The organism is bacterium (assembly GCA_020444065.1).
Taxonomy (GTDB): Bacteria; Sumerlaeota; Sumerlaeia; order SLMS01; family JAHLLQ01; genus JAHLLQ01.
Map to the genome: position 1 here is coordinate 1,190,542 of JAHLLQ010000001.1, position 24,480 is coordinate 1,215,021.

Annotated in this window: 23 protein-coding genes; 17 read left to right on the top strand and 6 right to left on the bottom strand. The window is 60.6% G+C overall.

Annotation, left to right across the window (positions count from 1 at the left end):
- Positions 1 to 192 precede the first annotated feature (192 nt).
- The 11 genes from KQI84_04350 to KQI84_04400 all read left to right on the top strand — a co-directional run bounded on the left by KQI84_04350 (position 193) and on the right by KQI84_04400 (position 12,549).
- A complete protein-coding gene (locus tag KQI84_04350) occupies positions 193 to 1,704 on the top strand; it encodes a PDZ domain-containing protein (GenBank protein MCB2154092.1) in 1,512 nt (503 codons plus the stop codon).
- A gap of 94 nt (positions 1,705 to 1,798) precedes the next feature.
- Positions 1,799 to 2,848 (top strand): MoxR family ATPase, encoded by a 1,050-nt coding sequence (locus tag KQI84_04355; protein MCB2154093.1) that lies wholly within the window; start codon positions 1,799 to 1,801, stop codon positions 2,846 to 2,848.
- A 51-nt stretch (positions 2,849 to 2,899) separates the two neighbouring features.
- Positions 2,900 to 3,790 (top strand): DUF58 domain-containing protein, encoded by an 891-nt coding sequence (locus KQI84_04360; GenBank protein ID MCB2154094.1) that lies wholly within the window; start codon positions 2,900 to 2,902, stop codon positions 3,788 to 3,790.
- The gene (locus tag KQI84_04365; GenBank protein ID MCB2154095.1) at positions 3,783 to 4,730 is read left to right on the top strand and encodes a hypothetical protein; all 948 of its coding nucleotides are present in this window, start codon (positions 3,783 to 3,785) and stop codon (positions 4,728 to 4,730) included. Before KQI84_04360 ends, KQI84_04365 begins: the two co-directional genes overlap by 8 nt.
- Entirely contained in the window at positions 4,730 to 5,728 is a 999-nt protein-coding gene (locus KQI84_04370) for a VWA domain-containing protein (GenBank protein ID MCB2154096.1), read from the top strand. Before KQI84_04365 ends, KQI84_04370 begins: the two co-directional genes overlap by 1 nt.
- Positions 5,725 to 6,759, top strand: coding sequence for a VWA domain-containing protein (locus KQI84_04375; protein ID MCB2154097.1), 1,035 nt, complete (start codon positions 5,725 to 5,727; stop codon positions 6,757 to 6,759). Before KQI84_04370 ends, KQI84_04375 begins: the two co-directional genes overlap by 4 nt.
- Positions 6,756 to 7,811 carry a hypothetical protein gene (locus tag KQI84_04380; GenBank protein MCB2154098.1) on the top strand — a complete coding sequence of 352 codons (1,056 nt, stop codon included), beginning with the start codon at positions 6,756 to 6,758 and terminating at the stop codon, positions 7,809 to 7,811. The genes KQI84_04375 and KQI84_04380 overlap by 4 nt, the downstream gene beginning before the upstream one ends.
- A 4-nt stretch (positions 7,812 to 7,815) precedes the next feature.
- The gene (locus tag KQI84_04385) at positions 7,816 to 9,675 is read left to right on the top strand and encodes a BatD family protein (protein MCB2154099.1); all 1,860 of its coding nucleotides are present in this window, start codon (positions 7,816 to 7,818) and stop codon (positions 9,673 to 9,675) included.
- On the top strand, positions 9,672 to 10,448 hold the full coding sequence (locus KQI84_04390) for a tetratricopeptide repeat protein (protein ID MCB2154100.1): 777 nt from the start codon (positions 9,672 to 9,674) through the stop codon (positions 10,446 to 10,448). The genes KQI84_04385 and KQI84_04390 overlap by 4 nt, the downstream gene beginning before the upstream one ends.
- Positions 10,449 to 10,649: 201 nt before the next feature.
- Entirely contained in the window at positions 10,650 to 11,855 is a 1,206-nt protein-coding gene (locus tag KQI84_04395) for an FAD-dependent monooxygenase (protein ID MCB2154101.1), read from the top strand.
- Between the two features lie 10 nt (positions 11,856 to 11,865).
- A complete protein-coding gene (locus KQI84_04400) occupies positions 11,866 to 12,549 on the top strand; it encodes a TIGR04282 family arsenosugar biosynthesis glycosyltransferase (GenBank protein MCB2154102.1) in 684 nt (227 codons plus the stop codon).
- A gap of 63 nt (positions 12,550 to 12,612) precedes the next feature.
- On the opposite strand, the gene ald is transcribed toward KQI84_04400, so the two are convergent.
- The gene (ald, locus tag KQI84_04405) at positions 12,613 to 13,728 is read right to left on the bottom strand and encodes an alanine dehydrogenase (protein ID MCB2154103.1); all 1,116 of its coding nucleotides are present in this window, start codon (positions 13,726 to 13,728) and stop codon (positions 12,613 to 12,615) included.
- Between the two features lie 259 nt (positions 13,729 to 13,987).
- Here ald and galE point away from each other — a divergent pair, with 259 nt between their 5' ends.
- The 4 genes from galE to KQI84_04425 are packed head-to-tail and all read left to right on the top strand — an operon-like array spanning position 13,988 to position 16,885.
- Positions 13,988 to 14,971, top strand: coding sequence for a UDP-glucose 4-epimerase GalE (galE, locus tag KQI84_04410; protein MCB2154104.1), 984 nt, complete (start codon positions 13,988 to 13,990; stop codon positions 14,969 to 14,971).
- Positions 14,971 to 16,131 carry a hypothetical protein gene (locus KQI84_04415; protein MCB2154105.1) on the top strand — a complete coding sequence of 387 codons (1,161 nt, stop codon included), beginning with the start codon at positions 14,971 to 14,973 and terminating at the stop codon, positions 16,129 to 16,131. Before galE ends, KQI84_04415 begins: the two co-directional genes overlap by 1 nt.
- A complete protein-coding gene (locus tag KQI84_04420) occupies positions 16,128 to 16,358 on the top strand; it encodes a hypothetical protein (GenBank protein MCB2154106.1) in 231 nt (76 codons plus the stop codon). The genes KQI84_04415 and KQI84_04420 overlap by 4 nt, the downstream gene beginning before the upstream one ends.
- Positions 16,358 to 16,885 (top strand): hypothetical protein, encoded by a 528-nt coding sequence (locus tag KQI84_04425; GenBank protein ID MCB2154107.1) that lies wholly within the window; start codon positions 16,358 to 16,360, stop codon positions 16,883 to 16,885. Before KQI84_04420 ends, KQI84_04425 begins: the two co-directional genes overlap by 1 nt.
- A gap of 7 nt (positions 16,886 to 16,892) precedes the next feature.
- Here the strand turns inward: KQI84_04425 and KQI84_04430 are convergent, their stop codons facing one another.
- From KQI84_04430 to KQI84_04450, 5 genes are all read right to left on the bottom strand, one after another.
- Positions 16,893 to 17,531: a MarC family protein gene (locus tag KQI84_04430; protein MCB2154108.1), complete on the bottom strand. Its 639-nt coding sequence runs from the start codon at positions 17,529 to 17,531 to the stop codon at positions 16,893 to 16,895.
- Between the two features lie 15 nt (positions 17,532 to 17,546).
- On the bottom strand, positions 17,547 to 18,158 hold the full coding sequence (gene rdgB / locus KQI84_04435) for an RdgB/HAM1 family non-canonical purine NTP pyrophosphatase (protein MCB2154109.1): 612 nt from the start codon (positions 18,156 to 18,158) through the stop codon (positions 17,547 to 17,549).
- Positions 18,159 to 18,181: 23 nt separating this feature from the next.
- Positions 18,182 to 18,571 (bottom strand): hypothetical protein, encoded by a 390-nt coding sequence (locus KQI84_04440; protein ID MCB2154110.1) that lies wholly within the window; start codon positions 18,569 to 18,571, stop codon positions 18,182 to 18,184.
- A gap of 911 nt (positions 18,572 to 19,482) precedes the next feature.
- The gene (locus KQI84_04445) at positions 19,483 to 20,307 is read right to left on the bottom strand and encodes a hypothetical protein (protein ID MCB2154111.1); all 825 of its coding nucleotides are present in this window, start codon (positions 20,305 to 20,307) and stop codon (positions 19,483 to 19,485) included.
- A 67-nt stretch (positions 20,308 to 20,374) separates the two neighbouring features.
- Positions 20,375 to 21,514: a DegT/DnrJ/EryC1/StrS family aminotransferase gene (locus KQI84_04450; GenBank protein ID MCB2154112.1), complete on the bottom strand. Its 1,140-nt coding sequence runs from the start codon at positions 21,512 to 21,514 to the stop codon at positions 20,375 to 20,377.
- A gap of 168 nt (positions 21,515 to 21,682) precedes the next feature.
- Between KQI84_04450 and KQI84_04455 the strand changes: the two genes are divergently transcribed.
- Together KQI84_04455 and bshC are read left to right on the top strand one after the other, a co-directional pair.
- The gene (locus KQI84_04455) at positions 21,683 to 22,864 is read left to right on the top strand and encodes a DUF4340 domain-containing protein (GenBank protein MCB2154113.1); all 1,182 of its coding nucleotides are present in this window, start codon (positions 21,683 to 21,685) and stop codon (positions 22,862 to 22,864) included.
- Positions 22,812 to 24,479 (top strand): bacillithiol biosynthesis cysteine-adding enzyme BshC, encoded by a 1,668-nt coding sequence (gene bshC, locus KQI84_04460; GenBank protein ID MCB2154114.1) that lies wholly within the window; start codon positions 22,812 to 22,814, stop codon positions 24,477 to 24,479. The genes KQI84_04455 and bshC overlap by 53 nt, the downstream gene beginning before the upstream one ends.
- The last annotated feature ends 1 nt before the right edge of the window (position 24,480 follow it).

Here is a 24,480-nt window from a genome sequence, read left to right on the forward strand (position 1 = left end):
GCACACTGCGTTTAGCGCTGATTTCAAACCACTTACAGCAAGCATATGCAAAAACATGATATGTTCGCGGGCTCCCGAGGCTTGGGGCACGGGCTTTGATACTAGGGGAATCGAATCCGGCGCGACCCCTCCTGGAGGATGCCGTTAAGCTGGAGTGAACGAAGTCCGATGAACTTGAGAGGAACAAATCCGATGAAGAGATGGATTGCCATTCTGGGCGCCGCCATGGCGCTGACGATCTCGGCCCCGCTGGCCGCCCAATCCACCGACACCGTGCTGACCCCGAGAACGTTTATCGACGTCTCGAAGCAGGTCCTGCCTGCCGTCGTCAGCATCGAAGTCTACGTACCGCCCGCCCCCGAGTTGTACCAGCAGGGCCAGGCGCAATCCTTCGAAGACATGCTGCGTGAATACATGCAGGATCCGAACTCGCCGAGTGCCCAGGATTTCTGGCGCAACTTCCGGATGGAGGACTTCCCCTCCGGCGGTGCGGGCTCCGGCGTCATCTTCGCCCAGAAAGATGGATGGGCCTACCTGATTACGAATGCTCATGTGCTGAGCGCTAACGATCGGGTCGAGTACACGGTGCGGCTGGATTCCTCGCTGGGCGATGATGGCCCGATCGAGGTCTCCGGTGAGAACGTCGAAGCAGTCGGCAACGATCCGCTGACCGACGTGGCCGTGATGAAGTTCCACATTCCCGATGGCGTGCACCTCCCCACAGTGAAATTTGCGAACTCGAATGATGTGGAGGTCGGCGAATGGGTCCTGGCTCTGGGCAATCCTCTTGAACTCAACAACAGCGTTTCCCAGGGGATCATCTCGGCCAAGCATCGCGTGATCGAGAAGGCGCCGATTGAGGACCTTCTTCAGACGACAGCCGTCATCAATCCGGGGAACTCGGGCGGGCCGCTGGTGAACCTGGACGGTCACATCGTCGGCATCAACAACGCGATCGCGACGTCCACGGGACGCTGGGCCGGCGTGGGTTTCGCCATTCCCAGCAACCAGGCACAGCGAATCGCTGAGATGCTGATGGATAAGGGCCGCGTGTCGCGCGGATACCTGGGTATCGAAATGAATGACCTCAACAAGGCCGTGGCGGAAGCCTACGACCTGGAATCCGATGACGGGGTCCTCGTCGCCGCAGTCGTGCCGGGAACTCCGGCCGCCGAAGCAGGCCTCGAAGCGGGCGACCTGATTATTCGCATCGACGGCGATCGCATTGCAGACCGTCGCGAAATGCTGCAGGTCATCGCCTCCTACGATGCCGGCGACGACGTTTCAGTCGAAGTGCTGCGTTTCCGCGGCAACGAGCGCCAGGAGAAGAAGCTGAAGGTCACCTTGGCGGAGCGCCCGTCGGAAGATGAACTGGCAACGGCGCGCGGCGACCTTGGTGGGATGTTCAATCATCCCCAGATCATCCAGGAAGATTCCCCGGTCGAGAAGCTGGGTCTGGAAGTCGAGCACTTCAATGAAGGCGGCATCGAAGGAATGATGATCAACGCCGTGGAATCCGATAGCAACGCCGCGCGGGCCGGCCTGCGCGTGGGCGATATTCTGCTGCAGATCAACGGAATCGATGTCACCTCTGAAGAGCAACTGGTCGAAGGTCTGGAGAATGTTCGCAAGGGCAAGAACCACGTGGTTCTATTCCGGCGTGCAGGCTCGAATCAATTCATCACAGTCGATCCAGTCGAGTAACCACTGAATACCGTGGGGCCGGGCGAGAAGCGCTCGTCCGGCCCCAGGGTTCCGGCGATGGTCGGAGATTCTTTGCGGAATGCGGAGCGAGAGAATGACGGCAACGGACATTCAAGCAGTTCAAGAAGAAGTAACCCAGCAGAGCGCATTTGTCGAGCGGCTGGAAGAAGAGATCGGTCGCATCATCGTCGGCCAGAAGCACATCGTCGATCGTCTGCTGATCGCATTGCTGTGCAATGGCCACGTGTTGCTGGAAGGCATGCCGGGCCTGGCGAAGACGCTGACGTGCCGAACATTGTCGCGAGCGATCGCGGCGAAGTTCCAGCGCATTCAGTTCACGCCGGATCTGCTGCCGGCGGACCTGATCGGAACGCTGATCTACAACGTGAAGGATCAGACGTTCGAACCGCGCAAAGGACCGATCTTCTCGAATTTCATCCTCGCCGATGAAATCAATCGCGCGCCGGCGAAGGTGCAGAGCGCGCTCCTTGAAGCGATGCAGGAACGCCAGGTGACGATCGGCGACACAACCTACAAGCTCGATGACCCCTTCATCGTTCTGGCAACACAGAACCCGATCGAACAGGAAGGCACCTATCCCCTGCCGGAAGCGCAGATCGATCGATTCCTCTTCAAGGTCAACGTCACCTACCCCAGCCGCGACGAGGAACGCTTGATTCTGGATCGCATGGGCCTGGCCGATACGACTCGCCGGTCGAATTCCGAGGATGTCGAGATCTCTGAAGTCGTGCATCCGGACGAAATTCGAAATGCCCGCGCGACGGTCGATCGCATCTACATGGACGAGAAGGTGAAGCACTACATTCTCGACCTGGTGCAGGCAACGCGCTCGCCGGAGGCGTTCAATGTGCGCTTCCATTCGAATTCCGGCAACGGATCGCGAACGCAATTGGAGAAGGTTATCCAAGTCGGCGCCAGCCCGCGTGCAACAATTGCGCTGGCAGTTGCGGCAAAGGCGCACGCTTTCCTGCGTCACCGCGCTCACGTGACGCCGGACGACGTGAAAGCGATCGGCATGGACATTCTGCGCCATCGCATTCTGCTGACGTACGAAGCGGAAGCGGAAGAGCTGACCAGCGATGACATCGTGCGCCAGATCTTCGACCAGGTCGAGGTGCCCTGACAGGGAAGAATGAGGGAAGCGGCGAATTCAATCGCCAGAGGTTGAGAGAGCATGCCTGTTCCACAATTACTCGAAGATGCGGCATCTGTCCGCAAACTGGAGATTCTCACTCGTCGCATCGTGAACGATGTGATGGCGGGCGAGTATCACTCCGTCTTCCGCGGTCAAGGCATGGACTTCAGCGAGGTTCGAGAGTACCAGCCTGGCGATGACATCCGAACGATCGACTGGAACGTCACCGCACGCACCGGACACCCACATGTGAAGCGGTTTGTCGAAGAGCGCGAACTGACGGTGATCTTTGCGGTCGACGTGTCGGCATCAACGCTTTTCGGTTCTGGCAGACGGAGGAAGCGCCAACTGGCCGCCGTCATCACGGCGATTCTCGCATTCTCCGCCATTCGCAACAACGACCGTGTTGGCCTGATGCTCTTCAGCGATCGCGTGGAGCGGTTCCTGACTCCGAAAAAGGGACGGACCCATGGGTTGCGCGTGATCACGGAACTTCTGACCGAGCCTGAAGGTCGCAAGACGGACATCGCAACCGCCCTGCAGTCGCTGAATCGGCTGCAAAGAAAGCGCGCGGTCGTTTTCCTGATTTCCGATTTCCAGCAACCCGACTTGTACCGCTCGCTCTCTGTCACAGCGCAGCGGCATGACTTGATCGCAATCTCGATCGGTGATCCTCGCGAAGAGGAAGTCCCTAACGTCGGCCTGATCGAGTTGGAAAACGCCGAAACAGGCGAACGCATGCTGGTCGATACATCGAGCCGGCGGGTGCGCGAGCAGATCGCCGCGGATCTGAAGGGGCGCCAGGTGGCGACGAAGCGCCTCCTCCGGTCTCTCAACATCGACCAGATCGATCTGCGCACCGACCGTCCCTTCGATCGTCCCTTGATCGACTTTTTCCAACGTCGCGCGCGGAGGATGTCTCATGCGTAGCCCGCGGCGAACGATCCTGACTGGCATCTTGTGGCTCGCGATGGTGGCCGCCTGCTTCGCGCAGGATGCCCCTGCGGGCGCTCCTCTGCCAATCACGGTGAATCCGGTCAGCGCACCCATCGGGGATCAGATCGAAGTGTCACTCGACGTCCCAGTGACCGGCGCCGCAGAAGCACTGATTGCCAAGCCGCCTAAGGAGCAGCAGGGACTGCTCGTCATCGATAAGCCGAAGAAGACCGATGCCGGTTGGACGATTCCGGTTCGGCTCCTCTCTCCCGGTGAACAGACGATCGGCCCTCTCTCCATCACCGCCCAAATGACCGATGGGCGGACTCAGGATTTCACAACACAAACGGCATCTGTGACCATTGCAGAACCCGGCGCCGACCCGGGCCAAACTGAAGACTACACGCCGCCACTGACGGTGCCGTTCGATTGGACACTTCGCAACATGGCGATTGGGGCCATGATCATCGTGGCGGTTCTGCTCGCATTCCTGCTCATCAGGGCTCTGCTGAAGCGAGGCTCTGCAGAAACCCAACGGATCGCACCTCCGCCCTTGCCGCCGCTTGAGGAAGCCATTCAGTCGCTCACCCGACTGGCTACGATGGATGTTTTTCAGAATCGCGGCACTAAGGCGCATTACTCCGAGCTTTCTTATCTCCTGCGCCGCTACTTCGAGCGCCAGTTCGATTTCCAGGCTCTCGAAATGTCGGAGGATGAACTCATCGAATACCTTCGTCGCTCTGGTGAGTACGCCGCGGCATTGACGGAATTGAAACCGATCCTGCTGCGCGCTAGCATGGCGAAGTTCGCACGATGGGAAGCTAATGAGCCTCAGGCCGGCGAAGACATTTCCACCGCGCGCGTTTTCCTGCGTCATGAGTCGGAACGCATGCGTGCGACGAACTCTCCGGAAGAAGGATCGAAGGCAGCCTGATGTTGGAGTGGAGATTCCTCTATCCCTGGATTCTGGCGTTGCTGCCGCTGCCGTTGATTTGGCTGGCGTGGCACTACCTGCGTCGTGCGAGGCGCCATCCATCGGTGCTCTTCTCCGACACGGCGCCGTTTGCCGCGGGAACGAAGACGCTGAAGATACGCGTCCTCCAACTGATGCCCGTGCTGCGAGCGCTCGTCCTGATTCTCGGAATCATCGCCCTGGCACGGCCGCAATTCGGCCAGGTCGAACGGCAACGCGCCGCGCTCGGCGTCGACATTGCCCTTGCGATCGATGTTTCCGGCTCGATGCAGGCCGCGGATTTCACCCCAAATCGCCTGGAAGCGGCCAAGGAAGTCGTTCACGACTTCATTGATGGGCGCTCCAGCGATCGCATCAGTCTCGTGGTCTTCGCCTCCACGGCAGCGGTCCTCTGTCCGCCAACGTTCGACCGCCAGGCTGTGAAGCTTTTCATCGATACGATTCAGGATGGCATTCTAAATAACGAGAAGACGGCGATCGGAACGGGATTGGCACTGGCTGTCGACAAGCTGCGCGACAGCGAAGCCAAGAGCAAGATCGTCATCCTGCTGACGGATGGCGAAAACAACACCGGGACGATCGCGCCGTTGCAGGCCGCCGAAGCGGCAAAGGCTCTCGGTGTGCGCGTCTACACAATTGGTGTCGGCAGCAATTCGATCACCGAAATCCCCGTCCAGGATCCGTTGTTCGGTCAGCGCATGGTGCGCCAGCAGGTGACGATTGACGAAGAGACGCTGCAGCAGATTGCGAAGGAAACCGGCGGACGATACTTCCGCGCCACGAACGAAGATGCTCTGCGGCAGATCTACTCGGAGATCGACCATCTCGAGCGCACGGAAATCGAGGTCAACGAGTACGACGACTTCGACGAGCGGTTCATGATGTTTTGGACGCCTGCGTTGATTCTGCTCGGACTCGAATTCCTCCTGCGCGGTTTCTGGTTGGTGAGGTTGCCATGACGTACCAGCATCCCCAACTCCTGTGGCTTCTTGTCGCGCTCGTTCCCTTGGCGATCGTGTGGCGTTGGGTCCGCGCAATGCGCCAGCAGAAGCTGAGTCGCTTCGTCGACAATCAGAACAGCAACTGGTCCGTGCTGAACCCATTTGTGTCCACGACGGCGAGGCGCTGGCAGGCGCTGCTGCTCTTCACGGCCCTGGCCCTCTCAGTTTTTGCCGCGGCGCGGCCGCTCTTCGGCACCCGCGAGCGCATGATTCGCCAGAGCGGCATCGACATCCTGGTCGCTCTCGATGTTTCGGAGAGCATGCTCGCCACGGATGTGAAGCCCAATCGATTGACCGAAGCGAAGACCAAGCTTCGCCAGGTCCTCTCATCGTTCCCGGGCCAACGCCTCGGCGTGATTCCTTTCGCCGGGGATGCTTTCCTGCAGTGCCCGCTGACGACGGATTACGGGATTGTGCTCGATGTGTTGCAGAACGTGGATACGCGAACGATCGGAACGCCCGGAACGAATCTCGGACGGGCGATCGAAGTCGCTCGCAATGCCTTCCGCGAGGGCAGCGTCGGCACACCCGTGTTGGTCCTGATCACTGACGGCGAAGATCACAGCGGACACGTCGAGGAGCAGGCAAAGTTGGCGGCCGAAGAGGGAATCCTCATCTACACGCTGGGAATCGGCTCGACCGAGGGGTCGCCGATTGTCATGCCAGATGGGACCTTGAAGGAAGATGCAGATGGATCTAAAATCCTTTCGAAACTTGACGCAGAGACGCTGGTGAAGGTCGCTGAAATGACCGGCGGCAAGGCCTACATCGCCGACGGCTCGACGTCGCTCGACGTCAAACCATTGATCAGTGAGTTGCGGACGTTTCAGCAAACGGACTTCGCCGAAAACCGGCGCGTTGTTCGCGAAGAACGTTTTCAGTACCCGCTGGCGCTCGCCCTGATTCTGTTGTTCCTTGAAGGGCTGATCGGCGACCGGCGGGAGAGAAAGATTTCGAGGGGCATGCTCCGCAGGAAGGAAGCGGCATGATGAAGAGGCTCGCCACAATCCTGATCGTATTTGCGCTCGCCGGTGCGTCGCCCGCGATGGCTTTCGATTGGAACAATCGCCTGCCGCGACTGATCGAAGAAGGCGTTGCGGCCTACGACTCGGGCGACTACGAGACGGCTCGAGGCATCTTCCATGATGCGCGCGTCGAAGCCCCGGATGCTCCCGAACCGGTGATGAACCTCGGTCTCACGTCGGCCAAGATGGGCGAGTACCAGGAAGCCATTGCCTCGTTCAACCATGCCGTTGAACTGGCAGAGAGCGCACCGGAGATTCGTGCGAAGTCGCTCTACAACAAGGGACTGTCCCAGTTCGAGCTCGCACGCCAGGCTTTGGAAGCCCAGGACCGAGAGCAGGCGATTCAAATGGGCGTTGCAGCGCTGAAGTCCTTCAACGAGGCACTCGACGCGCAATCCGATTTCCCCGATGCAGAGTTCAACCGCGAGCAGGTGCGGAATTTCCTGATGCAATTGGCTCAGCAAGCCCAGCAGGAACAACAGCAACAGCAGGGCGATGGAGATCAGAATCAGGATCAGCAGGATCAAGAGAATCAGGATCAGCAAAACCAGCAGCAACAGCAACAGAACGGCGATCAGAACCAGGATCAGCAGGACCAGCAGCAGAGCGATCAACAGCAACAACAGGGTGATCAGCAAGATCAGCAGAATCAGCAGCAGGGCGATCAACAAAACGACCAACAGCAACAGCAAGGCGAACAGCAGGATCAGGATCAGCAGCAGGAAGGCAAGGCACAGCAGAACAGTCAGGAGCAGGGCGAAGAGCAGCAACAGGACGAAAAGCAGGCCGACTCCGGCACGCCTCAGGAAGAGCAGCAGCCGGAAGAGAAGCAGGCAGACCAGTCACAGGCCGGCGATCAGGAGCAGCCGCAGGAAGGCCAACAGCAGCAAGCGCAGATGGCTCAGCAAATGTCGGAGGAGGAGGCGAAGAACATGCTCAACCTCCTCGGAAATCGCGGCTTGCTGATCCTGCGTCAGCCACGCGACGATTCGCGACGCAGCCGTCAGGATTGGTAATCGAATGCGACGCAATTCAACATGGCTTTGGATTCTGGGACTGGTGCTGATCACGGCACTGGGGGCGAAGGCCCACGCCAAAGTCACCGTCTACGCAGAGCCCTCGCCGGTTGTGGTCGGCGATACCTTTCGCTATGTCATTCAGGCCGACTCGCGGATCGACGACGCCACGTTGCCCGAGATTCAAGGCGGCAATGTGCGTCTGGCTGGCGGGCCAAATAGTTCGTCAAGCACGCTGAACGTTAATGGCCGCCAGAGCGTGAGCGTCGAGATGTCTTGGACTTTCCAGGCACAGGGAACGGGCACAGTGAAGTTTGGGCCGGCCAAGGTCATTATCGGCGGCAACACCGTTCAGACGAATCCTGTCGAGGTCGAAGTCATTCCCGTGCCATCACAGAAGCTCGGCACATTTGGGGAAGTCTCTTCTGCGCGGACGGGCAACACGTCACTGGACCAGCAGTTGAAGGGCCGCCTGTTCAGCTACACGGAAGTGCCCGACAAGGTCTACGCGAACCAGGCATTCCAGGCGACGACGTACTTGTATCGCCGCGCCAACTTCAACCCCAGCATTGCCGGCATCAACGTTCTCGAGGTCGCCGGCGGGCGGCAATTCATTCGTGTGGACGACGCGTCCTATCGCGTTCCAGGAATCCAGTGGGAAAGCGTGAACGTGGATGGTGAAGCCTTCCTGCGCACTCCGTTGGCTGTATCGACGATGGTGCCGACACGCGCCGGCGAGACGACACTCCGCGGCACGACATTTCAGATGATTCTACAAACCGCGAACAACACCAGGCGGCGCGATCCTTTCTTCGACTCCTTCTTCAATCGCAACACGGTGGAGGCCCAACTCCCTGCCTACGAGCAGGAACTGAACATCCTCCCCCTGCCACCGAAACCCGATGGGGTACTGGGTCAACTTGTCGGCTCCTACCAGATCACGAGCTTTGCCGATAAGAGCGAGTTGACGGAGTCGGATCTTCTGACGCTGACGATTCGCGTGTCCGGAACGGGCTACTTGCAGACGGTTTCAATGGAATCGCTTCCAGAATTCGACGGATTCACGAAGATCAACGAAGAGGTCGATTTCCAGATCAACAACATCCACGGCGATCTGGTGACGACGAAGGTCTTTAAGGAAATCCTGCAGGCAAGCAAGCCCGGAGAATTCGAGATCCCCCCCCTGGACTTCGCGGTCTTTGATCCAAAAACGGAAGAACAGAAGATCGTTTCGACGAACGCGATTCCCGTGACCATTCTCCAGTCGAAGGGCTCATCGCTGCAGCTCGCCAGCGGCAGCCCCACCCGGGCGCGTGGTGAAGTTCGCGAGGTGGGCCAGGCCGACATTCTGTTCATCGATACGGAACCCCTCCGCGATCTCCGTCTGCGTTCAGACGACGCGCCGTTCTATGCACGGCCATGGTATTGGGTGCTGCACGGCGGTGCACTGCTTCTGGTCGTTGCGGCCGTTAGTTGGGTTGCCAACGTCCGGCGGCTGCACGCGGACCCGGTGGCCTATCACGCGAAGCGCGCCGATCGCCGCGCACAGGAAGCATTGCGCGAAGCCGAGAAGGTCAAGGGGCAGGGAACGCGCGAGGAATACTACTCCGCGCTGGCCCAAGGCATCCTGAACCGAGTCGCCGCTATCACTGGTCGACAAGCATCCGGCCTGACCGCAGACGACGCTTTGAAGGAACTGCGCAGCCAGGGCGTCGAGGAAGATGACCTGACGCGATTGAGCCAATTGCTGGATCGATGCGATGCGATGCGATACGCCCCTGAATCCGCCGACAATGATCGCGAGAAAGATCTGCAGGGAGCCCGGGCACTGATTACCGAGTTGGGAAAGGGGAAGAAGCGATGAACCGGGCCGCTCGCATACTCGTGCTCCTTCTTGGCGCCATTCTCCTCGCCGTCTCCTCCCCTGCCGAAGAGCTCACAGTCGATATTGCCCAGAATCGCTTCGACGAGGCCAACGAATTGTACCAGCAGGGCCAATACCAGGAGGCGTTCGAGGCCTATCGCACACTGTATCGCGATGGGATCGAGAATCCACAGGTCCTGGCAAACGCAGGAAATGCGGCGTATCGGGCGGGCGATGTCGGACAAGCCGTTGTCTTCTACAAGCGCGCCCTGCGTCTGGCACCTGGCTACAGCATGCCGCGCCAGAATCTGCAGCTCGTCGAGCCTTCGACCAATGTCCTCGAGGGTGCGAGCATGACAAGCCTTGTATCCCAGTGGTTCAGTGGAACCTATCGGATGTTCTGGATCGTGCTCGCCGAGCTGACATTCCTCGCATTCCTGATAACGCTCTTTGCATTCGGACGCAGCGAGCCGCACACCGACACCCGAGCCGCATGGGGCAGCCGAGTAGCCTGGGTTGCGCTGCTTCTGATCGCCACGTCGGGGCTGCTGACCCTTCATATCTCAGCCGGAGATTCCGGCGGCGATGCCGTCGTTATCGAAGACAAATCTATCACACGCAGCGGCCCCGGGGAGAAGTTCTTCCAGCAATTGGAACTCCCCTCGGGAACGGTTCTCGACCTTGTCCGATCCCCCGAACGCGGCTGGGTACAGTTCAAGCTACTGGATGGGCGGAGCGGCTACATCCGTACGGATGCCATCGAGCGAATCTAGGCTCCCGACCGCGTTATTCACATCTGAACACTGGTCTGGAAGAATCCTGTATTCCGAGTGATTTATCTGTAAGTTGCGCATAATCGTTGCATTCCCCACATGTATTCATGAGATTTTAGGCCGTGGGCCGGGATACCACGGGATAAAGTTGACGACTGCAGACAGTAGAAACCGGACGAAAATCGGAACAAGGTGCGGACTATGGCGAGGAATGAAAAGCGAAAGACCGAGGTGTTGATCGTCGGAGCAGGGCCGGTTGGCCTGATGACGGCGGTCTGTTTGGCGGAGCGTGGGGTGAAGGTCGCCATCGTCGATCGCGAGCGCAGAACAAATGTCCATAGCTACGCATTGGTGCTTCATCCACGGTCGCTTGATCTGCTGGAAGAGGCCGGCGTCGTCAATGAGTTGATCCCCGTCGGCTATCGGGTCGATCGCCTCGGCGTCTACGATAACGATGTCCACCGCGCCACGCTCAATTTCTCGAAGCTTCAGAATGCCTACCCCTTTGCGCTGTCGATTCCGCAAAGCCGCCTTGAGACAATCCTGGAACGCCGGCTCGCGGATCTTGGAGTCAAGGTCCTCTGGAACCACGAAGTCGAAACCATCGAGCAAACCGGCGACGGCGTGGAAGCCTCCATCGACCATATCGAAGAAATCCCCAAGGGCTACCCAATCATGCAGATGCATCGGGTCGTCACGTCGACATCGACGTTCCACGCAGACTATGTGGTGGGGACCGATGGCTACAATTCGCTGACGCGCAAGCTTCTCCAGATCGAGTACCAGGATCTCAACGAAGCGCAGGTCTTCTCCGTCTACGAGTTCCACACGGACATGAACCTCGACAACGAGGTGCGGCTGACGCTGTCGCAGGACACCGTTAACGTGCTGTGGCCGATGAAGGACGGCCGCTGTCGCTGGAGTTTCGAGTTGAAGCCCGGCGAAAGCCACAATCACTCGAACAACGCATTGTCGCACTTCATCGAAGAAAGAGCCCCGTGGTTCACCAGTCGCCCGGAGCACGTCGAGTGGTCCGCCCGGGTGCGATTTGAACATCGCCTGGTCACGCAGTTCGGCCGGGATCGAGTTTGGCTCGCTGGCGACTCCGGACACCTGACCAGCCCCGTCGGTTGCCAAAGCATGAACGTTGGCCTCATCGAGGGACACGATCTCGCATGCCGCCTCTTCGAGATTCTGAGGAACAACGGTTCCGAGGAATCGCTGAGCGAGTACAACGCGAACTGCACTGAGATGTGGAAGCGACTGCTGATGCGCGATGGCGATCCGCAGCCCTCGGAAGGCGCAAACGAATGGACCGCCGGGCAAGGACGTCGACTTCTCCCCTGCATCCCTGCCGCTACTCGCCAGCTTGAAGTCCTGATGGATCAGATCGGGCTGCAGTTCTGAGGATCCGGCGATGGGCCGCCCCGTTGTTGTGATGTTCGTCCGCGAACCGGAGCCGGGACGCTCGAAGACTCGGCTCGCCAGCGGCTGTACTCCAGTGCAGGCCGCGAATCTCTATCGCATCATGGTCGAAGTGTTGCGCGATCGGCTGCTTCCTCATGCCGGTTGCGAGTACGATCTGTGGATCTACGCCACGCCGGCGAAGGCCGCGTCACGAATCGGCGCATGGCTTCTTGGTGGTTCTCGCAGGGAAGGGACGCGCGTCCTTGCGCAGCCCGACGGCGATCTGACCGGGCGTCTTGAGAATGCCGGGGAACGCGCCACACAAGCTGAAGCCGACGCGATTGTATTCATTGGCTCCGACTGTCTGGAACTCACTCATGAGGACATTGTCGAAGCGCTGGCTCGCTTGGATGGGGCCGATTCCTCAATCGGCCGCGCGACCGATGGCGGATTCTGGATTCTAGCGATTCGCCGCTGGATGCCGCGCCTCTTCCACAACGTCGAGTACAGCAGCCGCTACACCTGCGGGCAGATGCTGGCGCAACTAAGGCGCTTTGGAATGCCGGCCGTGCGACTCGACGAGCGCACGGACATCGACAAATTCGAAGACCTCGCGCAACAATCCGATCACATCAAGGCTGAGTTGCGTCGTCGTGCGGCAGAAGCCGGCCTCGATATTCCTTCTATCCCCTGAAACAGAAGAAGGCCGAATGGCGTTCTGCCATCCGGCCTTCATGAAACGACTTGTCGAACTGCGTCAGTTGAGGATGGAATCCACGTCCGAGGATTCCATGCCGAACGCATCGGCGACGGCCTTGTAGACAATCTTGCCATCGGCGACATTGAGGCCGAGCTTGAACAGCGGATCCTGCTTCAGGGCTTCAGGATAGCCCGCATTTGCAAGGCGAAGCAGGTACGGAAGCGTCGCATTGGTCAATGCAAACGTCGACGTGCGCGCCACAGCACCCGGCATGTTCGTCACGCAGTAGTGGATGATGCCTTCGTACTCGTAGACGGGATTCGTGTGGCTGGTGGGCTTGGAGGACTCGAAGCATCCGCCCTGGTCAATCGCGACGTCGACCATCACGGCGCCCTTTGGCATCAGCTTCAGGTGCTCCTTGCGGATCACGTGGGGGGCTTTCGCACCGGTCAGATAAACGCCGCCAATAACGACATCGACGGACTCCAGTTGGTCGCACACGTTGTAATCCGAGGCGAACAAGGTGCTGACATTGGCGGGCATCACGTCATCCAGGTAGCGCAAACGATCGAGGTTCACATCGAGGATCGTGACGCGTGCGCCGAGACCCGCAGCCATCTTGGCCGCGTTGGTCCCGACGACACCACCGCCGATGATCATCACGCGGGCAGGCTTCACGCCCGGAACGCCGCCGAGCAACGTACCGCGCCCACCGTGGATTTTCTCGAGGTATTTCGCGCCCTGAAGCGTCGACAGACGGCCGGCGATTTCACTCATCGGAGTCAGCAGCGGCAAAGCGCCCTTCTTGTCCTCGACGGTTTCGTAGGCGATGCACTTGGCGCCGCACTTCATCATCGCCTCGGTCAGCTCTTTGCCGCTGGCGAAGTGGAAATACGTGAACAGCACGTGGTCGGCGCGAATGTGCGGCCACTCGGACGGCTGGGGTTCTTTGACTTTGGCGATGATCTCGGCCTGGTCCCAGACTTCCTTGGCGGTCGCCGCGACCTCGGCCCCAACGGCCGTGTAGTCGGCATCGGAGATCCCGATTCCCGTTCCGGCGCCCGATTGGACGACCACTCGATGGCCGTTTCGCACAAGGTCCTTCGCCCCAGCCGGGACGACCGCTACGCGATGTTCCTGGTCCTTAATTTCCTTCGGAACGCCAATAATCATGATACTCTCCGATCAGCGAATTCTTGTCCCGCAAGCAACGGAAACCTCGTGTCATAGTAAGATCGGAGGCCTGGAGTCAAATGAAACTCGCATCGAAAACGACTGTGCGCGGGGGCGGGATTTGCAGGATGAACGAGATTCCGGGTGACGTCCCTTCTCGTGGATCTTGTCAATCCTGTCCAACTCGTTCTTCCCCTTGCGCCAAATCGGGGCGCGCCCTCGTTATAGGTTCAACATTCAGCAAGGACGAATCGAGACGATGAACATCCTGGTGACAGGCGGGGCAGGCTATATCGGGAGCGCCACAGTCGAGGCGCTGCGTGCGCGCGGCGATCAGGTTGCGGTCGTGGATAATCTATCGACCGGGCACAGGGAAGCGCTCTTCGACGATGTGCCGTTCCACAATCTGGACCTGCACGATATCCGCGGTCTGGCGGAAGTCATGGAAGGCCGCGAGATCGAAGCCGTCGTTCACTTCGCCGCGTTTTCGCTGGTCGGCGAATCCGTCCAGAATCCTGAGAAGTACATGCACAATAACGTCGGTGGAACAATCGCTCTGCTGAGCGCCATGCGTGCCGCGAATGTCCAGCGCATCGTCTTTTCGTCCACCGCCGCCACTTACGGCGAGCCCGAAGCCGTGCCCATCACGGAAGACCAGCGCACGGCCCCGACGAACCCGTACGGACTGACCAAACGCTTCATGGAGCAGGTCATGGAGACGTACGAGGAACCGTTCGGTCTTCGGTCGGTTTGCTTGCGGTACTTCAACGCGGCCGGCGCCACGCCGAACCGCGGTGAAGATCATCGCCCTGAGTCCCATCTGATTCCGTTGGTTCTGCAGGTGGCGCTTGGGCAGCGCGAGAGCATCGCAATCTTCGGAACCGATTACGACACGCCCGATGGGACATGCATTCGCGATTACATTCACGTCGAGGATCTGGCCGATGCGCATCTGCGCGCGCTGGATTACCTGGCAAAGGGCGGGGCCTCGCTGAAGTGCAATCTTGGCAATGGCGATGGCCACAGCGTGCGTGAGGTCATCGACATCTGCCGCGAGGTCACCGGCCATGCGATCCCTGCCATCGAATCGCCGCGTCGCGCAGGCGACCCGAGCAAACTCGTCGCCTCGGCCGGGCGCGCGCGCGAGATTCTGGGCTGGAATCCGAAGAAGGGTGACCTTAAGACGATCGTCACTGATGCCTGGAACTGGCACAGTAACCATCCCGACGGATATGGGGGATAGTGGCCCGATGCCCGTGGCGTTCGCTCGCCGCCGGCTGCTCGCCACTTGCTACATCGATGCAGAAGATCGCCCTCAGAAGCATCCCCGACTGGTTCGCCCAGGGTTGGAATGACTGCAATTCCGACTGGGGAAACATCGCGCAGTTTGGCGCGGTGGCCTTCGGCGTGCGCGTGGCGATGGAGATGATCGTCCGCGGGTTCCAGTTCGCGGGTCAGGTTCTCGGAAATGTGCAGTTCGATGTGGCGGTTTCGGTTCCGCTCGGCTTTCTCTACTCGGCGTTGATCGGATGCGGACTCAGCGGCGTCGCGCTGGCTCGGCTGCACGGAAGGGATGCCGAGTGGGATGACTTCAAACAGGATGTGCCAACGTACGTTCAGGCGATCCTCGCTGACGTCCTGGCTTCGCTCGGGATGTTCATGGTGGTGGGCATACTGTCGGGGCTCTTCTTCCTGCCGGCAATTCTGGAGGCATCAAAGACAAGCGGCCCGCCGGATGACGGGATCATGGCAGTGTCCATGATACTCGGGATGATCGTCGCGGTCGTTGGGCTGATCATCTTTGCGCCCTTTAAGATGTTCGTCATTCCACTGACCGTCGACAAGCGCATGGATTTCTGGTCCGCGATCCGGACGAGCTTCGATTGCGTGCGGCGCGACTGGTTCGGGCTCGCGCTGTTCAATGTTCTGATCTTCCTTATCCTCACGATCTCGAACTGCTGCTGCATTCTGGTGATCTTCCTGATGCCGCTTTACTATGCGATGCTAATGGCATCGTACCGGAGCTACTTCGGCCTGGAGCCGGACCGCTATCGGCCGAGTTGGCTTGATCCGCCACAGACATCCGCTTACTTCTCGCAGTACGATGGCCCGCGGCCGTTCGGCGATTACACCGGCGATCGGGGCGACCCGCGGATTCGCCCGGCCGATCCAGGGAAGATCAGCCCCTGGACACCTCCCCCTCCCGAGGCCACCGAATCCGAGGCAGGCCCCATGATGCCGCCGCCCGAATCGACGAATGCCCCCATGCCGAAGCGCCCGCCCGAAGACGGAAACGGCGACCCGCCGTCCTTTCCCTTTGCGCCACACCCACCCGAGGGACCACCATCTCCCCAGAATGAACAGGGGGTGGAGAAGCCCCCGGAGGGACCGCCGCCGGAATGAACCGGGAAGAAGCTCTGGCCGCTGACTACCGCTGCCCGAAATGCCGCGGACAGCAATGCCGGTTCGAGCACGTCAACCTGCCTCACGGCAGACTTCCCATCCACACCGGTCGGTACCTGGCTGTAACTTGCCACCTGTGCGGTTACACCGAGTTCTACGACCAGGCAGTTTCCGAATCTGCCGAAGAACCCACGGGCGACGAGGAAATCGCCCCGGAAGGCACCTGATGAGTATGCGACGCGCCATTTTGCTGATCCTGATTGCGGCGCTGGCAATGGCCGGCTGCTCCAGCACCAAGGTCTATCGACTGACCGAGGAACGCTTTCCGGCCACGAAGAACCCGGACGACGTCCGTCTGTTCCTCGGCCAGGTTCAGCGGCCACACATTCGGATCGCGTACGTGAACTCGTACCTGGATCGCGAGAAGACCGTTCTGACGAAGCGCGACCAGTTGCAGGATCTGCGGCGCCGCGCGGCGAAGCTCGGCGCCGAGGCCGTCGTGAACGTGCAACTTCTGCGCGAGAAACACGAAGGCTTCGAGATGGATCCGACCGTGCCGTTCAGCGCTCTGCGCCAGGGACAGTACAACCTCTACTTCCTGCGCGGCACCGCAATACGGTACGTCTCCGAAGAAGAAGCCCAGGCCGCCGAAGCAGCCGAGTACCCGGAATCGACCTTCAACATCGACACCATCCCGGAAGTCGACACCGAAGACGCCCCGCTTCCCGATCCCCCGCCGAACGAAGGGTACTGAGGGCTACTCAACTAATCATCCCGAGCAGTGGCTTCAACCCATCGATGATCATTTGAACGCCGATGACGGCGAGGATCAGGCCCATCAGTCGTGTGATGACTCCGAGCGCGCCGGCGCCGATGAAGCTCACGAAGCGTTCGCCGAACACGAACAGCAGATAGGTAATCACGCACAGCACGGCGAACGCGGCGATGGTGATGCTCGTCTCCGCCACGCCGCCGTCGGCCGTGAAGCTCATCGCCGTTGCGATCGTGCCCGGCCCGGCGAGGATCGGCATCGCCAGCGGTGAAACCGCGACGCTGAGTTGGGCCTCGCGGCACTTCTGATTATCGCCCTCGTTCAGTTGGTGGACGCTCGATTGGTTGCCTTGCAGCATGTGATAGCCAATCAACGTCACCAGCAGCCCGCCCGTGATCCGAAAGGCCGGCAACGTGATCCCGAAGAGATGGAAGATGAGCTTCCCGGTGAGGGCAAAGAGTGCAATGATCGCGAACGCCAAGGCAACGGATCGCAATGCAATCGCCTTCGATGTCTGGCGGTCGTCGCTGGCCGTGAGGCTCAGAAAGATCGGCACATTGGCGATCGGGTTCATGATGGCAAAGAACCCCATGAACACGGTCGCTGCATGCAGAAAGAGTTTCGGCATCACGCCTGGTTGCCCTTAGTCAGTGATCGCCTGGCCGATGACCTGCTTCTCGATTTCCTCGCGGATCGAGCGCATCGCGCGGCCGCGGTGGCTGATCTCGTTCTTTTCGTCCTCGGAGAGTTCGGCGAGGTGACGCTCTTCGCCTTCGGGAACGAAGATCGGATCGTAGCCGAATCCGCCTTCGCCGCGGGCCTCGGTGGCGATGCGGCCGTTCAGGAAGCCGCGGCGGATGATCTCTGCGCCGTCCGGCCCGACAAGAACCGCTGCGCAGACAAAGCGCGCGGTGCGATCTTCGGGATCTTCGACCTCCGACATCTTCATGAGGACTTTCGCGATGCGCTCGTCATTCGTCGGGGCATAGCGCGCGGAATGCATACCCGGATCGCCGGCCAGTTCGTCGACCTCGAGCCCGGAGTCGTCCGCCAGCGTCCACATCCCTGTGTGTTCGGCCCAGGCGCGCGCCTTGATCGCCGCGTTCGCCGCGTAGGTCGATCCGTCCTCGACCGGATCCGGTCCGTCGGGCCACTCCTTCGTGGTGTGCCACGTCACATCGAGGCCCGCCAGGATTTGCTGGATTTCCTCGACCTTGTGGGCATTCCCCGTCGCAATCAGCAGATCGTTCGCCATGTCACTTCCTCCGTTTGATGTCGTCAGGATTGATCGATCGAGAACCGTAGCACGCCGCACACGAGCCGCGATCCGTTCACGACGGCGGATGCTTCGACAAAGACCGGCTGCGGGTCGTCCACGCCCACCGGCAGCCGCACCACGGTCCGAAACGGCCCCGACTTCGCCAGCAGTGCCTCCGCCAGAAGCCCCGGTGCTTTCTCGCCGCGGTCGTACCCGAGCAGTGAACACGCCGCCCGGTTCACCAGCCCCTCTCCCGTCCCGCCAAACAGCTTCTCGGCGCGTTCGTTGAAGAACACCGAATTGGCCAGCTCGTCGGTCAGCACAACGGGCATCGACTCGAACAGCTCGATGGCCTGCTCGACCAACCGGCAATCATCCTCGCCCGGCCACAAGTCCCTGGGAAACTCCATCGACGCACCTCGTACGCAAGCTGAGCCCATCCTCCAGGCCCGCAGGAAGAGGAGCAAGGGGAAGCGGGAGGACGAGGCTATTCAGGAGTGTGCCTGCTACGGGTGAATTCGCTCGGGAAAGGGGACCAAGGCATCCCTTGCGGGCTCTGCTTCATCATCCGACCTGCTGCTCGAACCAGTCGCCTGCCATCCTGTTGGCCGAGGGACCGTTGGGAATAGCCGCAGGTAGTTGTCTGGTTCTCCCGTACATTCTTCAACCTCACAGGACCACGGCATCTGGTAGGCGGAATCGTATTCCAATCCGCTAATTCGATAAGAAGTGCCACCAAGGTGCTCAAGGGTTGGACTCCCGGGACCAGTGATGTCATAGATCGCATATCCATGGAATCCAAACTCAAACGTGAGTGGAAGATATCCGTCCCTGTCGGGCCAGGGGTCAAAAACCACGGAACAGTCCATCTGCTTCGGGGTGCATGTCGGAGTCGGCGAAGGGCTGGGTGGGGGGGGCGGCGATGGAGTGGCGTCGAAGCGATGGGCTGTGTAACTTGGGGCGTTCTGTGACCAAGCCTCTGGACAGTCCGGGGCTTGCGCAGGGATCTTCGCACTCACAGTAATTACGATGGTATCAAAACCTTCGCTTGGGAGTTGCACTGTGTTTGAGAGCCCTTCCGTGTACTCGGTCTCTCCGAAGTTCTTTGCCCACATGACGAGCGTGGGCGTCGTCGGCCAGGGATAGCCAACCTCTTCGATCACCGTGAGGCTGAGGAACTCCCCTGGTACAAATGTCGTTGCCTCGCCGCTTTCCTTGTCCAAGTCGATAGTGAAGAAACGATCGCATTCCTGCCCGCCTACGACCCCAGGCAGGCAAAGGGCCGCGACCACGATCAGAACCCAGAGCTGTTGATTGGGATTCACGGGATTTCCGCTTCTCCATCCCCCGGCGGAACTTCGCACGGCAGGACGCGCGTGGGCGTCACGGCGGAGTTGTCACGACTCTCGGGTCCCAAGGTCTGCCAGCCTGTTGGCCGAGGGACTGTTGGGAATAGCCGCAGGTAGTTGTCTGGTTCTCCCGTACATTCTTCAACCTCACAGGACCACGGCATCTGGTAGGCGGAATCGTATTCCAATCCGCTGATTCGATAGGAGGTACCGCCGAGGTGCTCAAGGACTGGACTCCCAGGACCCGAGATTCCGTAGATTGCGTATCCTTGGAATCCGAACTCAAACGAGAGCGGAAGATATCCATCCTTGTCGGGCCAGGGGTCAAAGACCACGGAACAGTCCATCTGCTTCGGGGTGCATGTCGGCGTCGGCGAAGGGCTTGGCGGTGGCGTGGGCGATGGAGTCGCGTCGATCCTGCAGGCAACATAGTACGCCGAGTTCCGAGACCACGCAGCCGGACAATCGGGACCTTGAGATGGGATATACGCTGTCGCCGAGATCTGTACGCAGTTGTATCCGACCAAGGGCATCGTGAAGCTCGTCGATAAGGACTCCGTCTGAAGACTTGCCTCAAAATCCGAGGACCATATCACGAGAGTTGGCGTCGTTGGCCAGCTGTGCGCCTCTGTTTCGACGATGGTGAGTTCCAAGCAGTCGCCAGGTTCGTATGTCGCGGAAGGATCATACGACTTGTCGAAGGCTATCCAGAATTGATTGTCACAAGCCTGCCCCTCTGCGGCCGCAGTCAGTAGCACGAACACAAGCAATCCGACGATCTGAAGCTGGTTCAGCATTCTCGCTCGCTTCTTCCCTGTTCGATAATCTGTCTGGGCCCACTCGAATCCACCTGATTTGCGGTAATTACAACGCCCCCTCAACCGCCTTGCCGATCAGGTCGATCTTCTCTTCGTCCAGGTGCGGACCCATGGGGAGGGTGACGAGGCGGTCGATCAGGCTGTCCAGCACAGGGAGTTCGAGGCCTTCGAACATGCGGCGCGTGTGTGTGAAGGAATGCAGCGCCGGGTAGTGGAAGGACGTCTGGATGCCTTGCGACTTGAGGGATTCGCGGAATTTCCAGCGATCCGTCCCGGGTGGCAGCAGCACGACAAACAGGTGATGCACCGGCGTGCCGCGAGGCGTCGCGAAGGGGATCTGCAGGCCGCGTTCGGTGAGCGGCTGCAGGCGGTCGCGCAGCATCGCCGCGGCGTGCGTGCGGCGCTGGGTGTACTCCGGGAGCTTGCGCAACTGCTGGCGGCCCATCGCGGCACGGACCTCGTCCAGCCGATAGTTGTAGCCCATCGCTTCGACATCGTAGCGGGACGCGTCGCCGTGATGGCGCTGCCAGGTGCCGGTGCTCATGCCGTGGCTGCGCAGCAGGCGAATGCGATCGGCCGTGGCCTCGTCGTCGGTCAGAACCATCCCGCCCTCGCCCGTCGTCATGTTCTTATTCCCATAGAACGACCAGGTGGACGCGAGGCCGAACGAGCCGATGTGCCGGTCGCCCAGCAGCGCCAGCGGTGCGTGGCAGGCGTCCTCGACAAGCGGGATGTTGCGGTCGCGCACGAGGGCCTCGATGGCTTCCATGTCCGGCGGGAATCCGCCGTACGGAATCGTTGCGATCAGGCGGGTGCGCGGTGTGATCTTGCTTTCCAGGTCCGCCACGGAGGTCGTCAGGTCGTCCTCGCTGGTGCAATCGATCAGGACCGGCTTTGCCCCCAGGTAGAGCCCGGCATTCATGGTGGCGACAAACGTCAGCGCCGGGACACAGAATTCGTCCTCCGGGCCGAGTCCGGCGGCCTCGTAGGCCAGGTGCAGCGCCGCGGTGCCGTTGGAAACCGCGATGCCATGCTTCATCCCCATCGCGTCGGCGAATTCGCGCTCGAAAGCGGCGACTTCGCGCCCCATGGTCAACCACCCGGAGCGCAAAACTTCGGCGACGGCGTCAAATTCTGCCTCGTCGAGCGTAGTATCTGTGAGCGGTACGAGCCAGGGCGTGGCCATGTGGGGTCTCTGGTGGGGGACGTTGGCGCCAATCGCGGGAAAAACCCGCGGCACGAGCCAATGAGGCTAGCGCCCTGGACGCCACCAAATCAAGCGTGGCGTTGACCCCCCGCCCCGCTGTGGGATACGAAAGACTGACGCGAGGCAATCGCGCCGAGAGGTTGAGGCATGTCTTCCGAGAAGGAAAAACCCTATCTGGACGCTCCGAGCGCCCCCCCGCGCCGCCGGAAAGGGCGCCGGCGCACGATGCTGCTGCTGGTGGCCGTGGGCGTCGTGCTGATCGTCGGCTCGTGGCTGCTGATTGGCGGGCGCGGCGATTGGGAGTTCCTGACCGAGGAAAATACGACCGGTCCTCGGATGTTCACCCTGGCCGACCAGGGGGAAGGCATAGACGCGATCAAGATTCGCTATCCGAGCGGCAAAGAGCACGAGTTGTCTCTGCGGGATGGCCGCTGGCAAATCCGCAGCGGCGGCACCTGGCTTCCGATCTCCAGCGAGAGGCAACGGCTGCTGATGGAATCCGCCGAAGGCGAGCCGGAGTTACTCCGGCCGATGCTCGGAGCCTATCAGGGAAACAACCCCGCGAATCACGAGCACGCTTTCGGTGTGACGAGCGGTTCCGGGCTTCGGGTGCAGTTCTTCGCCGATGGCGACATGGTGCGGGATTGGATGGTCAGCCTGAAGTCGCCGCGTGACGAAGCGTCGAATTACATCCGCTCCCCAAACAGCCTGTCCGTGTATCTGGTGGATGCGAACCTGCGAGATAATTTCGCGGGCGAACGGCTGCTGGACTGGCGGCGTCGCTGGGTCTTCGAAGATGTCGATGTGGGTCAGATTGCAGCGGTCGAGATCACGGAACTGGAATCCGGTCGCCCGGTCTATTTCCTGGAGAAAGGCGATTCCGGATGGAGCATTCGCCTGGAAGACGGCGCGCGCCCAGCCCTGGCCCACGCGGTCGATCACACCTTGCAGGAATTGTCTCGAATGCGAATCCTGGATTACCCGCCGGAGGGTTCCGGCCCGTTCTATGCGAGTCAGGCGATCCGGGTCTCGCTGAAGGTCCGCGGGGAGGAGACCTCGCGGAGCGTGGCCATTGGACTCGAGGAAGCGTCGAAGTATGGGCTGCTGCCCGCGCGTCTGCAGGACACCGATGAGATCGTCATGATCGGCCGGCCGTTCTGTCTGCTGCGCGCAGCGGATTCCTACTTCTTGCCTGAAACCGCCGTCACGGAAAGCGAGCCGACAGCGAGCGACGCCGCCTCTACCGAATCCGTTGAACTCGACCAAGGAGAGCCCGTTGACTCCCCCCAGCCCGTCCTTTCCGATCCAATGGCAGGAGCGTCTGCGTAACGCCGATCCCGAGGTCCTCGCGTGGTACGCCGCAGGCCCCCAGGATCTCGCTGAACATGCCCGGCGACGCATCGATCGCATGCCGGATCCTCTGACCGACAACGAACTTCAGGAATGGCTGGATTGGCTCGCGCCATTCGATCCCCCGGAATCCGTCCTTTCAAATCTCAGGAAGCTGACCGAGGCGGGGACCCTTGCGGTCGTCACTGGGCAGCAGGCCGGCCTGTTTGGCGGGCCGATGATGGTGCTATTCAAAGCGATCGCCGCGGTGAAGCTGGCGCGCGAGATCGAAACGGCGACCGGCCGTCCCACCGTCCCCATTTTCTGGGTCGCCTCGGACGATCATGATTTCGCCGAGATCGCCGTCCACGAATGGGCTGCCGCGGACGGATCACTGCGCACGTGGCGCGTCGAGGAAGATCCCGCACAAGCTGGTTTCCCGGTGTACGCACGCACGCTTCCGAAGGAGCAATTGCGCGCGTTCCTCGAGGAGTTTCTGGAAAGCACTCCCGAAACGGATTTCCGCCCTGACATCGAGGCATTCATTCGCACTCAGATTGAAGACCCTACTGCAACGTGGGAAAGCCAGTTCGTGGCAACGATCCTCAAATACCTCGGCACAACGGGGCTTGTGCCGGTCGCACCGCGCCTCGGTTGGTTGCGCCGACGCGCGGCTCCCGTAATGAAGCGCGAAATCGAGATGGCGACGGATTCCAGCCGCCTGCTTCTGGAAGCCGGCGAGAGGTTGCAGGGGCTCGGCGCGGAAGGGGCCACGATTCATCGTCGCGGCAACGAAGCGAGTTTCTTCCTCGACTGGAAGGGCGTTCGCGCAAAGGTCGTTTGGGATGCCGATACGGCGAAGGTCCTTCACCCGGTTGGCGGAGAAGAGCTTGCGCAACTGACGCGCGACGAACTGCTGGGGCGACTGGATTCCACGCCTGAAGATTTTAGCCCGAACGCAGCTTTGCGTCCTGTCGTGCAGGACGTTGCACTGCCGACCGTCGCGTATGTCGGCGGCCCAGCAGAGGTGCTCTACCACGCGCAGATCGGGGCGCTGTACGAGCACTTCGACGCGTTTCGCCCGGCGCTCGTTCCGCGCCCTTCGGGTGTCCTGATCGAAGGTCGCCTGAATCGCCTTGCGAAGAAGCTGGACTTGAGCATCGCAGAAGCTCTGCAAGGCGGCTCGACTGAGGTTCACGAAGCGGCTGTCCGCCAGGCCGATCCGGAAGGCTTGCGGGGGCGAGTCGATGAGCAGGTTCGCGAAGTCCAGCGTGCACTCGAGCAACTGGGTACGCTGGTCGAATCGGAAACCAAGGACACGGGCTTGCGCCAGGCCGTCGACAAGATTGCGGGTGGTGTGGAAAAGGGGACGGAGAAGTTCATCGGGCGCCTGGATGACTTCCTGATCCGGCGTGACCAGGAGCGCGTTCAGCAGGCGGACCGTTTGATCGAAGCTCTGTGGCCGAATGGCGCTCCGCAGGAACGTGTCGTGGGAATGCTGTCCCCTCTCGTGCGCAATTACGGTCCCGATGCGCCGATTGCCATTGGCGAAGCGCTCGATCCGCATGCCCAAGGCATGCAGATGCTCGATGTGTCCGCAATCATGGGGAAGTAAT